Below are 12,399 nucleotides of genomic sequence, written 5' to 3'. Positions count from 1 at the left end.
CTGACCCAGATGATCCGCAACATCGCACTCAGCGCCGTGTCCGCCCTCGTTCTGACCTCGGGGGCCGCGCTGGCCGCCGGGGGGGCACCGGTGCACCACGCAGAGGACGTGTCCTTCAGCTTCGAAGGGCCGTTCGGCACCTACGACAAGGCCCAGCTCCAGCGCGGCCTTCAGGTTTACACCGAAGTCTGCTCGTCATGCCACGGCATGAAGTTCGTGCCGATCCGCACCCTGTCCGACAAGGGCGGACCGGAACTTCCCGCCGACCAGGTTCGCGCCTATGCCGCGAACATGGACATCTACGACCCCGAGATCGACGAAGACCGGCCGCGCAAGCCGTCCGACCACTTCCCGACCGTGATCGGTGACGGCATGGGCCCGGACCTGAGCGTCATGGCCAAGGCGCGGGCGGCGTTCCACGGCCCCTACGGCACCGGCATCAGCCAGTTGTTCCGGGGGATCGGTGGCCCGGAATACATCGTGGCGATCCAGACCGGATACCTTGACGCCCCGGCCTGCGCCCCCGAAGACTTCACCGGCTACTACAACGTGGCCTTCACCGCCGGGGGCATTCCCGACGAGTGCAAGGACGAACACGGGATTTCGACGGTTCCGGGCTCTTGGATCGCCATGCCGCCTCCGCTGTATGACGGCCAGGTCGAATTCGCCGACGGCAGTGAAAACACCGTCCAAGCCATGACCGAAGACGTGGCCGCCTTCATGATGTGGACCGCGGAGCCGAAGATGATGGCGCGCAAGCAGGCCGGCTTTGTGGCGGTGCTGTTCCTGGGCGTGCTGTCGGTGCTGCTGTATCTGACCAACAAGCAGCTGTGGCTCGGCGTCAAGGGCAGGAAGAAGACCACCTGATCCGGCGTTCCCGACAAGACCCGAAGCCCCGCCGTGATCCGGCGGGGTTTCGCATTTCTGCGGCGTGGCACGAATTTTCTACGAAAATTCCGGCCTACCCCAGATAGTCGCGCAAGGCCTGCGGCGGATCGGCGAACAGTCGGCCGGTCGGCACCGGGGCCTGCGCCACCCCGTCGGCCACCAGCACGACATGGCTGGCGAAGCGCCGCGCGTCGCGGGGGTCGTGGGTGACCATCAGCACCAGGGCGCGGGTTTCGTCGGCGACTTCGGCCACCAGGTCCAGCATTTCGGCCTTCAGCGCCGGGCCGAGCGCCGCGAAGGGCTCGTCGAGCAGCAGCATCGGTCGGGCGCGCAGCAGGGCGCGGGCCAGTGCCGCGCGCCCCTGCTGGCCGCCGGAAAGCTGCGCGGGCTTTCGCCCACCCAGCCCCGCCAGCCCCACCCGCGCCAGTGCGGCCTCGATCCGCGCCGCATCTCCCGGTGGCGGGCGCAACCGGGTAGAGAGGCCGAGGCCGAGGTTCTGCGCCAGCGTCAGGTGGGGGAACAGGTTCTGGTCCTGGAACAGGATGCTCGCAGGCCGATCTCCCGGGGCAAGCGGGGCCATATCCTGCCCTTTCCAGGTGATCCGCCCCGCCACCGGCGCCAGGAACCCGGCAATCGCCAGCAGAAGCGTCGACTTGCCCGAGCCGGACGGCCCGATGATCGCCAGCCGCTGCGGCGGTTCTGCCGCCCAGTCGGCTGTCAGGCGAAAGCCGCCCTGCGCCAGTGTCACGCCTTCAAGCCGCAGCATTGCCCCTCCCCCACCGATCCAGCCCCCAGAACAGGACGAAAGACAGCACCACCAGCAAGAGCGCCGCCGCCGCCGCCGACTCCATCCGGTAGGCGCCCATCAGGCGCTGCACCAAGAGCGGCAGGGTTGCACCCTGTTCGCCCGCAAACAGCACGATCACCCCCAGATCGCCCATCGACAGCGCCGCCGCCACGCCAGCCGCAAAGCCAAGCGGGCGGCGCAGCCGGGGCAGGGTGACCCATCGCAGCCGCGCCAGCACGCCAAGTCCCAGCGCCTGCGCCAGCCGGCCATGGTCGGCCTGCAACGACCGCGCCTCGGGCAGCAGGATGCGGAAGGCGAAGGGCAGGAACAGCGCGGCGTTCACCGCCACCGTCACCGGCAGCGCCACCCGCGCCGGGCTGACGAAGGGCTGCACGATCACGAACAGCCCCGTCCCCAGCACCAGCGCCGAGGCCGCCAGCGGCAGCATCGCCGCCAGTTCATAGCCACGCCGCCCTTGGGCCACCGCCAGCGCCAGCACCAGCGCCCCGCCCACCGCCAGCGCGCCCGAGGCCAGCGCCACCGCCAGCGACCGCCCCGCCGCCGCCCAGACCTGCGGCGGCAGGCCCGCCAGCCCCGGCACCCCCTGCCGCGCCACCGCAACCAGCGGCAGAGCCACAAACACCACCGCCGCGCCGATCACCAGCCCGTCCATGACCCACCGCCAGCCCCCGGCCCGCGCCGGCCAGTCGGCCACCCTGTCGAGCCCGGCGCCAAAGCCCGCAGGCAGCGCCAGCCGCGCCGCCAGCGCCACCGCCACGGCGCAAAGCCCGACCTGCACCGCCGACAGCGCCGCGGCGCGCGGCAGGTCGAACTCGAACCGCAACGCCTGATAGATCGCAAGCTCGACCGTGGTCGCCGCCGGCCCGCCGCCCAGCGTCAGCGCCACGGCAAAGCTGGTCAGGCAGATGGCGAAGATCATCGCCGCCACCCCGGGCAGCACGGCGCGCAACATCGGCGCCTCCAGATGCCGCCAGATCGCGCCCGGCCCGAAGCCCAGGCTCGCCGCCAGCCGCAGCCGTTCGGCAGGAATCGCCTGCCAGCCCTGCAAGATCATCCGCACCGCCAGCGGCATGTTGAAGAACACATGCGCCAGCACCACCCCGTGCAGCCCGTAGATCGACAGCGGCGGCAACCCCACCGCCATCAGCCCCTGCGACAGCCATCCGGCCCGGCCAAAGATGGCCAGAACCCCCAGCACCGCCACGATCACCGGCAGCAGGAACGGCGCACCCAGCAAGGCCACCACCGCCCCGCGCCCGGCAAAGCGCCGCCGCGCCAGTGCCCGTGCCACCGGCACCGCCAGCGCGACCGACACTACAGCCGACAACGCGGCCTGCACCAGCGTGAAGCGCACCGCCGCCCAGTCGGCTGGGCCGGGGGCCGCCCCCCCGGCCTGCGCCAGCACCGCGCCAAGGGTGCCCAGCGTGAGGGCACCCAGGGCTGCGGCAACCGCCGTCGCGCCTAGCGGGAAAGGGCGGTCAGCCATTCATCCAGCGCCGGGCCACGGGCGGCCTGCGCCTCGGCCGCCGTCATCAGCAGGGATTTGGCCGGCGTGATCAGGGTGTCGAAGCCTTCCGGCAACCCGCCCGCCGGGGTCCGCGCCGGGTACATCCAGTTTGTGGTCGGGATCACCGACTGGAACCCCTCGCTGCCCATGAAGGCCAGGAACGCGTCGGCCAGCGCGGGCTGATCGCTGGCCGCCAGCTTGCCCGCCACCTCGACCTGCAGGTAATGCCCTTCGTCGAAGGGCGCCGCCGCCTTGGTCGCATCGTCTTCCGCGATCAGGTGATAGGCGGGCGACGTGGTGTAGCTCAGCACCATGTCGGCCTCGCCCGCCAGAAACAGCCCGTAGGCCTCGGACCAGCCGGGGGTCACCGTCACGATGTTGTCGGCCAGCGCCGACCAGATTTCCGGCGCGCGGTCGCCGTAGGCCGCCTTGACCCAGAGCAGCAGCCCCAGACCGGGGGTCGACGAGCGCGGGTCCTGGATCACGATCTTCAGATCCGATGCCGCCAGCGCCTGAAACGAGGCGGGCGGGGTGGCAAGGCGGGTCGTGTCATGGACCATGGCGAACCAGCCCCAGTCATAGGGCAGGAACAGCGGGTCATCCCAGTCCACCGGCAGGTCGAAGCTGCCGGTCACGCCATGCGGCGCGAAAAGCCCGCTCGCGGCGGCCATGGCGGTCAGGCTGGTGTCGAGCCCCAGCACGATGTCGGCCTCGGACCCCTTGCCCTCAAGCTGCACCCGCGCCAGCAGGGCAGCGCCGTCGCCCGCGCCCACCAGCCGCAGATCGCAGCCGCAGGTCGCCTCGAACGCCTTTTCGATGGCGGGGCCGGGGCCCCATTCCGACACGAAGCTGTCATAGGTCAGCACTGTCAGCACAGGGGTTTCCGCTGCGGCCAGCGAGGCCGTGGCACAGAAACCCACCGCAAGGAACGAAGATCTCATCTCATCCTCCAATGCGACGGGCGGAGCTGGAGATGGATCATTCCATACACCTTCCCTCCGCCGGTCTTAACCGGTTCAGGTTCAACGGGTCCGCTTTCGCATCTCAGCCACTGAAGGCACCCCGAGGTGACAGCGAGCATAACGCGCCCGGCCCCGGCTGCAACCCCCAATCCAGCCGCCGATTTTTCGTAGAAAAATCGCGCCCGACCCGGCGGCGAAAAATCGGGTTTCCCAGCGCGCCGCTTTGCCCTATGCCAGCCGGGCCTGCGCAAGGATCGCCGCCATGAGCTTCAACACCTTCGGCCACATGTTCCGCGTCACCACCTGGGGCGAAAGCCACGGGCCGGCCCTTGGGGCCACGGTCGATGGCTGCCCGCCCGGCATGCCGCTGGAGGCGGCCGCGATCCAGCACTGGCTCGACCGGCGCAAGCCCGGCCAGAACAAGTTCACCACACAGCGCCGCGAGGCGGATGCGGTGCAGATCCTGTCGGGCACCTACGAGGGGCTGACCACCGGCACCCCGATCCAGCTTCTGATCGAGAACACCGACCAGCGGTCGAAGGACTACGGCAACATCGCGCAAAGCTTCCGGCCGGGCCATGCCGACATCACCTATCACCAGAAATACGGGTTGCGCGATCCGCGCGGCGGCGGCCGGTCCTCGGCACGCGAGACGGCGGCGCGGGTGGCGGCGGGCGGCGTGGCGCGCGCGGTGCTGGCCCGGCTGGTGCCGGGGCTGACGATCACCGGCTACATGGTGCAGATGGGTCCACATGCCGTCGACCGCAGCAGGTTTGACGCGGCTGCCATCGAACGGAACCCGTTCTGGTGCCCGGACGCCACCGCCGCCGCAATGTGGGAAACCTGTCTGGACGAGCTGCGCCACGCGCACAATTCCATCGGCGCGGTGATCGAGGTCGTGGCCTCAGGCGTGCCTGCCGGTCTTGGCGCGCCGGTCTACGGCAAGCTTGACGGCGATCTGGCCGCCGCGATGATGTCGATCAACGCCGTGAAGGGGGTCGAGATCGGCGAAGGCATGGCCGCCGCCGCCCTGACCGGGACCGACAATGCCGACGAGATCGTGATGGGCGCGCATGGCCCCGAGTTTCTGTCGAACCACGCCGGGGGCATTCTGGGCGGCATCTCGACCGGGCAGGATGTGGTGGTGCGTTTCGCGGTGAAGCCGACCTCGTCGATCCTGATTCCGCGCCGCAGCATCGACATGGCGGGGGAGCCGGTCGATATCGTGACCAAGGGCCGCCACGACCCCTGTGTCGGCATCCGCGCCGTGCCGGTGGGCGAGGCGATGATGGCCTGTGTCATCCTGGACCATATCCTGCGCGACCGTGGCCAGACCGGCGGGGTGCGCGGCGAGATCGGCCCGGCGGCGCTTTAGCGCGGGTCTTCCATGGCGGGCGCCAGATCGGCGCTGACCTCTGGCCGGTCCGGGGCAGACGGCGCCCCGGCCACCGAAACAGTGCCGGTCCGCGCCAGTTGCCGCAACGGGGCGGAAAGCGTTACATTACCCGACAACATCATGAAATCACTGAGATTCATCGCTCACTCCCTTTGTTGGCAACAGGCATGGGTCGCGCCCGGGCTGCCCGAGCCTGCTGCAACCATGGCGCGAAGCGGTCGCGCTGTCATCGCAACCTTCCGTGAAGGCGCGTGAACGGGGCGCTAGCGCCCGGCGGGCACGGCCTTGGACATCTGCACAGCCAGAATGCCGCAGGCCACGATGGCCACGCCAGCCGCGTCCCACAGGCTCAGCCGTTCGCTCAGCAGCAGGGCCGCGACCAGCACGCCGAAGAACGGGTTGAGGAAATGGAAGGTCGCGGCGCGCACCGCCCCGATCCGCGCCACCAGAACGAACCAGACCCAGGTTGCCAGCACCCCCGGCACCAGCACGGTATAGGCGAAGGCCAGCCCAAGCTGCCACGACCAGGTCACCGCCCAGTCCTCCAGCACCAGCGCGGGGCCGGCCAGCACGGCCGCCCCCACCAGCATCTGCAGGCCCACGATCATCAGCAGGTTGCCGCCCGACGAGGCGCCGCGCACCGCCAGCGTGGCGAAGGTCAGCGCCAGCACGCCCAGCCCGAGGAAGACCAGCCCCAGCCCGTCCACCCCGCCCGAAAGCCGCGACCCCATGATGATCGCCACGCCCGCAAAACCCGCCAGCAACCCCGCCACGCCCAGCGGCCGCACCCGGTCGCCAAACACCGCCCAACCCGCCAGTGCCACCAGAAGCGGCATGGTCGAGGCGACGATGGCGGCAAGGCTCGCCTCGACCCACTGCATCGCGACGAAGTTGAAGCCAAGGTAAAGCGCATTCTGGCACAGCCCGAAGATCACCACGCCGCGCCATTGCGTCCGGGTCAGCCGCCCGCCCTGCCCCAGCGCCGCCGCCACCCCGATCGCGATCACGCCCGAGATGGCAAAGCGCAGCGCCAGCGCCATCAGGGGGGGCGCATCCGCCACGATCAACCGCGCCGAGGTGAAGGCCGATGACCACATCAGCGCGAAGGCCAGCCCCATCAGGATCGCTTTCAGGTCCATCGCCCGTCGCCCCTGTCATGAAAAAGGGGGCCGCCCGCAGGCGACCCCCAAAGCCCGGATGACCGGGGGAGATCAGACGTTTACGCTGTCTTTCAGCGCCTTGGCGATGGCGAATTTCACCTGCTTGTCGGCCGCCTTGGTCACCTGCTCGCCGGTGGCCGGGTTGCGCACCAGACGTTCCGGGCGCGCGCGGCAAACCACCTTGCCCAGACCCGGCAGCGTCACGGCGCCGCCTGCGGCCACTTCGCGCGCCACCACCGAAGCAATCGCATCCATCGCGGCGCTGGCGGTCTTCTTGTCGGACCCCATCTCTTCGGCCACGGCGGCAACGAGTTGGGTCTTGGTCATCGGCTTCATCATGTCCTGTCTCCTGATCATGGCCCCGGTCTGTCGCGGGGTCCGTCTTTGCCCTTTGCGGGCGAATGACGCCGCTACACAGGTTTTTGCCGCGCAGTTCAAGCCCCCGCGAACAATTGCTGGGCTTTTTCGTCGATCAGAGAAAGGCGGTTTCCTCGAAACTGCGCAACTTGCGGCTGTGGATGCGCTCGATCGGCATTTCGCGCAGCGTCTCCATCGCGCGGATGCCGATCTGCAGATGGCGCGCCACCTGGGTGCGGTAGAAGTCGCTGGCCATGCCCGGCAGCTTCAACTCGCCGTGCAGCGGCTTGTCCGATACGCACAGCAGCGTGCCATAGGGCACCCGGAAGCGAAAGCCGTTGGCGGCGATGGTGGCGCTTTCCATGTCCAGCGCGATGGCGCGGGACTGGCTGAGGCGGTGCACCGGGCCAGACTGGTCGCGCAATTCCCAGTTGCGGTTGTCAATGGTGGCGACGGTGCCGGTCCGCATGATGCGTTTCAGCTCATACCCTTCCAGCTTGGTCACGTATTCCACCGCATCTTCCAGCGCGATCTGGATCTCGGCCAGCGCCGGGATCGGCACCCAGATCGGCAGGTCGGCGTCGAGCACATGGTCTTCGCGCAGGTAGCCATGCGCCAGCACGAAGTCGCCCAGCGACTGCGAATTGCGCAGGCCCGCGCAATGCCCCACCATCAGCCAGGCATGGGGTCGCAGCACGGCGATATGGTCCGTAGCGGTCTTGGCGTTGCTGGGCCCGACCCCGATGTTGACCAGCGTGATGCCCTGCCCGTCGGCGCGTTTCAGATGGTAGGTCGGCATCTGCGGCATCTTGGTGATGACCGGCAGCGCGGTGTCCGGCCCGGTGATCTCGTGGTTGCCGGGGGCGACGAAGGCGACATAGTCGCTGGCCGGATCGGCCAGTTGCGCCCGGGCGAAGGCCTCGAACTCGTCGACGTAGAACTGGTAGTTGGTGAACAGCACATGGTTCTGGAAATGTGCAGGCTCGGTCGCGGTGTAATGCGCCAGCCGGGCCAGGCTGTAGTCGACCCGTTGCGCGGTGAACGGCGCCAAGGGGTGCGAGCCGTCGGCATGGGTCAGCCCGACGCCGTTGACGATGTCGTCGTTGGTGGTCGCAAGGTCGGGAACGTCGAAGACGTCGCGCAGGCTGAACTCCAGCACGCCCTCCTGCGGCACCGACACCGCCGGGTTGCCCGCCACCGCGAAATGCACCGGAATCGGCGTTTCCGAGGCGCCGATCAGCACCGGCACGCCGTGGTTCTGCACCAGCAGGGTGATCTGCTGGATCAGGTAGTGGCGAAACAGGTCGGGCCGGGTGACGGTGGTCGCATAGGTGCCGGGGCCCGCGACATGGCCAAAGCTCAGCCGGCTGTCGACATGGTCGAAGCTGGTCGTGGTCAGGCGGATCTCGGGGTAATGCGCGCGGACCTTCGCGGCAGGTTTGCCTTTCGTCACGGCGGCGCTGAAATGGCGCGACAGGAACTCGGTGGCAATGAAATATATCTCCTCCAGCCGGGCGACTGCGGCGGCGGGGTCGGTGAAAGCCTCGGGTGCGGGGTAGTCTGGGGTCAGCAGCTGGTGCGAATGATCGTCTTGCATGTTCATGTCTCTCAATGATCCGGCATCTAACACGACGTTGGGCCTGCCGCGCAAGGCCCCTGACCCGTGCCATACCACCGTATCGCGAGAGTGACAGCCGTTGCGCCTTGCCGCCGCCCCCTTGCGCTTGCGGCAATGCCCGCCGATAGTCACGCCATGACACAGACGCTGCTTTCCCTTGGACATGGCTATTCCGCACAGGCCCTTGCCGCCCGGCTGCTCCCGCAGGGCTGGCGGGTGATCGGCACCACCCGCAATCCGGCCCGCGCCGAGGGCTTTCGCGCGCAAGGGGTGGAGCCGCTGCTCTGGCCCGCCGACCTTGGCCCGGCACTGGCGCAGGCCACGCATCTCTTGACCTCCATCGCGCCCGAGGAAGACGGCGACCCGGTGCTGAACGCCCATGCGACCGCGATTGCCGCCGCACCGCTGCGCTGGGTCGGGTATCTTTCCACCACCGGCGTCTATGGCGACCATCAGGGCGGCTGGGTGACCGAAGACACGCCCGCGACCCCCGGCACGAGGCGCGGCGCGTTGCGGGTGCAGGCCGAACAGGCGTGGCAGGCGCTGGGGGTGCCGCTGCACATCTTCCGGCTGGCGGGCATCTACGGCCCCGGCCGCGGCCCGTTCGAGAAGGTGCGCGACGGCAGCGCCCGGCGCATCATCAAGCCCGGTCAGGTGTTTTCGCGCATCCATGTCGATGACATCGGGCTGGTGCTGGAAGCCTCGATCAACCGCCCGAACCCGGGGGCAATCTACAACGTCTGCGATGACGACCCCGCCCCGCCCGAAGATGTGATCGGCCACGCCGCCGCCCTGCTGGGCCTGCCCGAACCCGAGGCGGTGCCCTACGAGACGGCCGACCTCTCACCGATGGCGCGCAGCTTCTACGCCGAATCGAAACGCGTCGGCAACGCCCGGATCAGGGAAGAACTTGGCGTCCGCCTGATCCACCCCGATTACCGCAGCGGGCTGGCGGCCCTGCTCGCCGCCGACCCCGATGCCTGATCACACCGCGACCGACGGCACCTTGCCGCCATCGGTCGGGTTGCCTTGCGCCACCGCCGCGCCGCAACCATGTTGGATCAGCCACCCCGAAACGGCCAAGGACCCGCGGCATGATCGCTGACCCCCCTACCCCGTCGCAACCAGTGTCGCCCAAGGCCGGGCGTCGGCGCCCGACCGGCCCGCGCCTGTCGGAAATCCTGCAGGCGCTGGCCAACGACACGTCGCGAAGCCACGTCACGCTGGGCGATCTGTTGCATGTCATGCAGGAACGGGCGTTCGGCGCGCTGCTGCTGGTGTTCGCCTTTCCCAACATCCTGCCTTCGCCGCCCGGTCTGGCGGGGGTGCTGGGCGTGCCGCTGATGTTCCTGTCGGCGCAGATGATGCTGGGCCGGATGCCGTGGCTGCCACAGGTGATTTCGCGGCGGTCCTTCACGCGGGAATGGTTCGCCACCATCGTGGGCCGCGGCGTGCCCTGGCTCGACCGCGCCGAAAAGATGCTCACCCGGCGGCTGGAGTTCATGTTCAGCCCGGCGGCGGAACGGGCGATCGGCGCGCTGTGCCTGTTTCTGGCGGTGCTGCTTTCGCTGCCGATCCCCCTTGGCAACATGCTGCCGTCGATCGCGCTTTGCATCGTCGGCCTTGGCATGTTGCAGCGCGACGGGCTGTGGATCTTTGGCGGCATCGCCGCCGCCGTCGTGGCGACGGTGACGGTTGGCGGCATTGCCTATGCGCTGTTCCTGTCGGCGGTGTTCGTGCTGTTCGGCGCGTTCTGAATGCGGGCCTCAGGCCCGCATCCCCACCACCGCCACGCCTAGTGTCTGAAGCACCTTCGCCTCGATCTGCGGCGCGTTCATCCCGGCCACGGCATACATCGCCTCGGGGCTGGCCTGGTCGATGAAGATGTCGGGCAGCACCATCGAGCGGTATTTCAGCCCTGTGTCGAACACGCCCTCCTCGGCCAGCAGTTGCGCGACATGGCTGCCGAAGCCGCCGACCGAACCTTCCTCGATGGTGATCAGGCATTCATGCTCCCGCGCCAGCCGCAGGATCAGGTCGCGGTCAAGCGGCTTGGCAAAGCGGGCATCGGCCACCGTGGGGGCAATGCCGCGCGCCGCCAGCGCCTCGGCCGCCACCAGCACCTCCGACAGCCGCGTGCCGAACGACAGCAGCGCCACCCGGCTGCCTTCGCGCATCACCCGGCCCTTGCCGATTTCCAGCGGCACGCCGCGGGCGGGCATTTCCACCCCGACACCCTCGCCGCGCGGAAAGCGGAAGGCAATCGGGCCTTCGTCATGCGCCACGGCGGTGGCGACCATGTGGACCAGCTCGGCCTCGTCCGCCGCCGCCATCACCACGAATCCCGGCAGGTTGGCCAGGAATGCCACGTCGAACGCCCCGGCATGGGTCGCACCATCCGCCCCCACCAGCCCGGCCCGGTCGATGGCAAAGCGCACCGGCAGGCGCTGGATTGCCACGTCATGCACGATCTGGTCATAACCGCGTTGCAGAAAGGTCGAGTAGAGCGCGCAGAACGGCTTCAGCCCGCCCGCCGCCATGCCCGCCGAAAAGGTCACGGCATGTTGTTCGGCAATGCCCACATCGAAACAGCGGCGCGGGAACCGTTCCGCGAACAGGTTCAGCCCCGTGCCATCCGGCATCGCAGCCGTCACCGCCACGATCTTCTCGTCCTGCGCCGCCTCGGCGATCAGCGCCTGCGCGAATACCTTGGTATAGCTTGGCGCGTTCGATGCCGCCTTGGCCTGCACCCCGGTCAGCACGTCGAACTTCGAGGTGGCATGACCCTTGTCGCGCGCGGATTCGGCCGGGGCATAGCCCTTGCCCTTCTTGGTGATGACGTGGATCAGCATCGGCCCGGTCGCCCGCGCCTTCACCGTGCGCAGCAGCGGCAGCAACTGGTCCAGATCGTGCCCATCCACCGGCCCGACATAGGAAAAGCCCAGCTCCTCGAACAGCGTGCCGCCGACGGTCATGCCCTTCAGCAGCTCCTTCGCCCGCCGCGCGCCTTCCTGGAACGGTTCGGGCAGGAAGCTGACGGCCCCCTTCGCCGCCGCCCGCAGATCCTGGAACGGCGCGCCGGCATAAAGCCGCGAGAGGTAGGAGGACAGCGCCCCGACCGGCGGCGCGATGCTCATCTCGTTGTCGTTCAGAATCACGAACAGGCGCTTCTTCAGGTGGCCCGCGTTGTTCATCGCCTCGAACGCCATGCCCGCCGACATCGAACCGTCACCGATCACCGCAACCGCGTCGCCGCCATCGGCGCCAAGATCGCGCGCCGCCGCAAAGCCCAGCGCCGCGCTGATCGAGGTTGACGAATGCCCCGCCCCGAACGGGTCATAGGGGCTTTCCGAGCGTTTGGTGAAACCGGCCAGCCCGTCCTTGGCGCGCAGCGTGCGGATGCGGTCGCGCCGCCCGGTCAGGATCTTGTGCGGATAGCACTGGTGACCGACATCCCAGATGATCTTGTCGCGCGGCGCATCGAAGGCCGCGTGCAGCGCCACGGTCAATTCGACCACGCCCAGCCCGGCACCCAGATGCCCGCCGGTGACCGAAACGGCCGAAATCGTCTCGGCGCGCAATTCATCGGCCAGCACCCGCAACTCGCGGTCGGTCAGCCCCTTGAGGTCGCAGGGCAGGGTTACGCGGTCGAGCGTCGGGGTCTTGGGTCGGTTGGTCATGGCGTCCCCTCCTCGGGGTGTCG

12 protein-coding genes and 1 riboswitch are annotated in these 12,399 nt (G+C 68.9%); of the genes, 4 read left to right on the top strand and 8 right to left on the bottom strand.

Translation table 11 applies throughout. The features are described 5' to 3' along the window. The first annotated feature begins 9 nt into the window (after positions 1–9). Complete coding sequence (locus tag RNZ50_22330; GenBank protein MDT8857732.1) at positions 10–867, top strand: cytochrome c1; 858 nt, start codon at positions 10–12, stop codon at positions 865–867. Between the two features lie 94 nt (positions 868–961). On the opposite strand, the gene RNZ50_22325 is transcribed toward RNZ50_22330, so the two are convergent. Genes RNZ50_22325 through thiB form a run of 3 tightly spaced genes read right to left on the bottom strand, consistent with a single transcriptional unit; the run spans position 962 to position 4,144 of the window. Next, the gene (locus RNZ50_22325) at positions 962–1,654 is read right to left on the bottom strand and encodes an ATP-binding cassette domain-containing protein (GenBank protein MDT8857731.1); all 693 of its coding nucleotides are present in this window, start codon (positions 1,652–1,654) and stop codon (positions 962–964) included. Beyond that, entirely contained in the window at positions 1,641–3,182 is a 1,542-nt protein-coding gene (locus RNZ50_22320; protein ID MDT8857730.1) for a thiamine/thiamine pyrophosphate ABC transporter permease ThiP, read from the bottom strand. The genes RNZ50_22325 and RNZ50_22320 overlap by 14 nt, the downstream gene beginning before the upstream one ends. Next, positions 3,158–4,144, bottom strand: a complete 987-nt coding sequence (gene thiB, locus RNZ50_22315) for a thiamine ABC transporter substrate binding subunit (protein ID MDT8857729.1) — start codon at positions 4,142–4,144, stop codon at positions 3,158–3,160. The genes RNZ50_22320 and thiB overlap by 25 nt, the downstream gene beginning before the upstream one ends. 35 nt (positions 4,145–4,179) lie before the next feature. Then, positions 4,180–4,278, bottom strand: a riboswitch (TPP riboswitch). 149 nt (positions 4,279–4,427) lie between these two features. On the opposite strand from thiB, the gene aroC reads away from it, so the two are divergent. Next, the gene (gene aroC / locus RNZ50_22310; protein ID MDT8857728.1) at positions 4,428–5,540 is read left to right on the top strand and encodes a chorismate synthase; all 1,113 of its coding nucleotides are present in this window, start codon (positions 4,428–4,430) and stop codon (positions 5,538–5,540) included. On the opposite strand, the gene RNZ50_22305 is transcribed toward aroC, so the two are convergent. The 4 genes from RNZ50_22305 to RNZ50_22290 form a co-directional block, all read right to left on the bottom strand. Further along, complete coding sequence (locus RNZ50_22305; GenBank protein MDT8857727.1) at positions 5,537–5,701, bottom strand: hypothetical protein; 165 nt, start codon at positions 5,699–5,701, stop codon at positions 5,537–5,539. The genes aroC and RNZ50_22305 overlap by 4 nt on opposite strands. 123 nt (positions 5,702–5,824) lie before the next feature. After that, positions 5,825–6,700 (bottom strand): DMT family transporter, encoded by an 876-nt coding sequence (locus tag RNZ50_22300; protein MDT8857726.1) that lies wholly within the window; start codon positions 6,698–6,700, stop codon positions 5,825–5,827. 72 nt (positions 6,701–6,772) lie between these two features. Further along, entirely contained in the window at positions 6,773–7,060 is a 288-nt protein-coding gene (locus RNZ50_22295) for an HU family DNA-binding protein (GenBank protein ID MDT8857725.1), read from the bottom strand. A 133-nt stretch (positions 7,061–7,193) separates the two neighbouring features. Next, positions 7,194–8,675 (bottom strand): AMP nucleosidase, encoded by a 1,482-nt coding sequence (locus RNZ50_22290; GenBank protein ID MDT8857724.1) that lies wholly within the window; start codon positions 8,673–8,675, stop codon positions 7,194–7,196. A 156-nt stretch (positions 8,676–8,831) separates the two neighbouring features. Between RNZ50_22290 and RNZ50_22285 the strand changes: the two genes are divergently transcribed. Next, positions 8,832–9,680, top strand: coding sequence for an SDR family oxidoreductase (locus RNZ50_22285; protein MDT8857723.1), 849 nt, complete (start codon positions 8,832–8,834; stop codon positions 9,678–9,680). 110 nt (positions 9,681–9,790) lie between these two features. Further along, entirely contained in the window at positions 9,791–10,453 is a 663-nt protein-coding gene (locus RNZ50_22280) for an exopolysaccharide biosynthesis protein (protein MDT8857722.1), read from the top strand. Between the two features lie 9 nt (positions 10,454–10,462). Here RNZ50_22280 and dxs read toward each other — a convergent pair whose 3' ends face one another. Further along, a complete protein-coding gene (dxs, locus tag RNZ50_22275) occupies positions 10,463–12,376 on the bottom strand; it encodes a 1-deoxy-D-xylulose-5-phosphate synthase (GenBank protein ID MDT8857721.1) in 1,914 nt (637 codons plus the stop codon). Between the last annotated feature and the right edge of the window lie 23 nt (positions 12,377–12,399).

Source organism: Paracoccaceae bacterium Fryx2 (assembly GCA_032334235.1).
Taxonomy (GTDB): Bacteria; Pseudomonadota; Alphaproteobacteria; order Rhodobacterales; family Rhodobacteraceae; genus JAVSGI01.
Note: the sequence above shows the minus strand (reverse complement) of the source record. Positions and strands in the feature narration are given on the sequence as shown.

Coding starts and splice junctions, on each gene's coding strand:
- aroC (MDT8857728.1), top strand. CDS start 4,428: ATGAGCTTCAACACCTTCGGCCACATGTTCCGCGTCACCACCTGGGGC.
- thiB (MDT8857729.1), bottom strand. CDS start 4,144: ATGAGATCTTCGTTCCTTGCGGTGGGTTTCTGTGCCACGGCCTCGCTG.
- RNZ50_22320 (MDT8857730.1), bottom strand. CDS start 3,182: ATGGCTGACCGCCCTTTCCCGCTAGGCGCGACGGCGGTTGCCGCAGCC.
- RNZ50_22305 (MDT8857727.1), bottom strand. CDS start 5,701: ATGAATCTCAGTGATTTCATGATGTTGTCGGGTAATGTAACGCTTTCC.
- dxs (MDT8857721.1), bottom strand. CDS start 12,376: ATGACCAACCGACCCAAGACCCCGACGCTCGACCGCGTAACCCTGCCC.
- RNZ50_22290 (MDT8857724.1), bottom strand. CDS start 8,675: ATGCAAGACGATCATTCGCACCAGCTGCTGACCCCAGACTACCCCGCA.
- RNZ50_22285 (MDT8857723.1), top strand. CDS start 8,832: ATGACACAGACGCTGCTTTCCCTTGGACATGGCTATTCCGCACAGGCC.
- RNZ50_22280 (MDT8857722.1), top strand. CDS start 9,791: ATGATCGCTGACCCCCCTACCCCGTCGCAACCAGTGTCGCCCAAGGCC.
- RNZ50_22330 (MDT8857732.1), top strand. CDS start 10: ATGATCCGCAACATCGCACTCAGCGCCGTGTCCGCCCTCGTTCTGACC.
- RNZ50_22295 (MDT8857725.1), bottom strand. CDS start 7,060: ATGATGAAGCCGATGACCAAGACCCAACTCGTTGCCGCCGTGGCCGAA.
- RNZ50_22300 (MDT8857726.1), bottom strand. CDS start 6,700: ATGGACCTGAAAGCGATCCTGATGGGGCTGGCCTTCGCGCTGATGTGG.
- RNZ50_22325 (MDT8857731.1), bottom strand. CDS start 1,654: ATGCTGCGGCTTGAAGGCGTGACACTGGCGCAGGGCGGCTTTCGCCTG.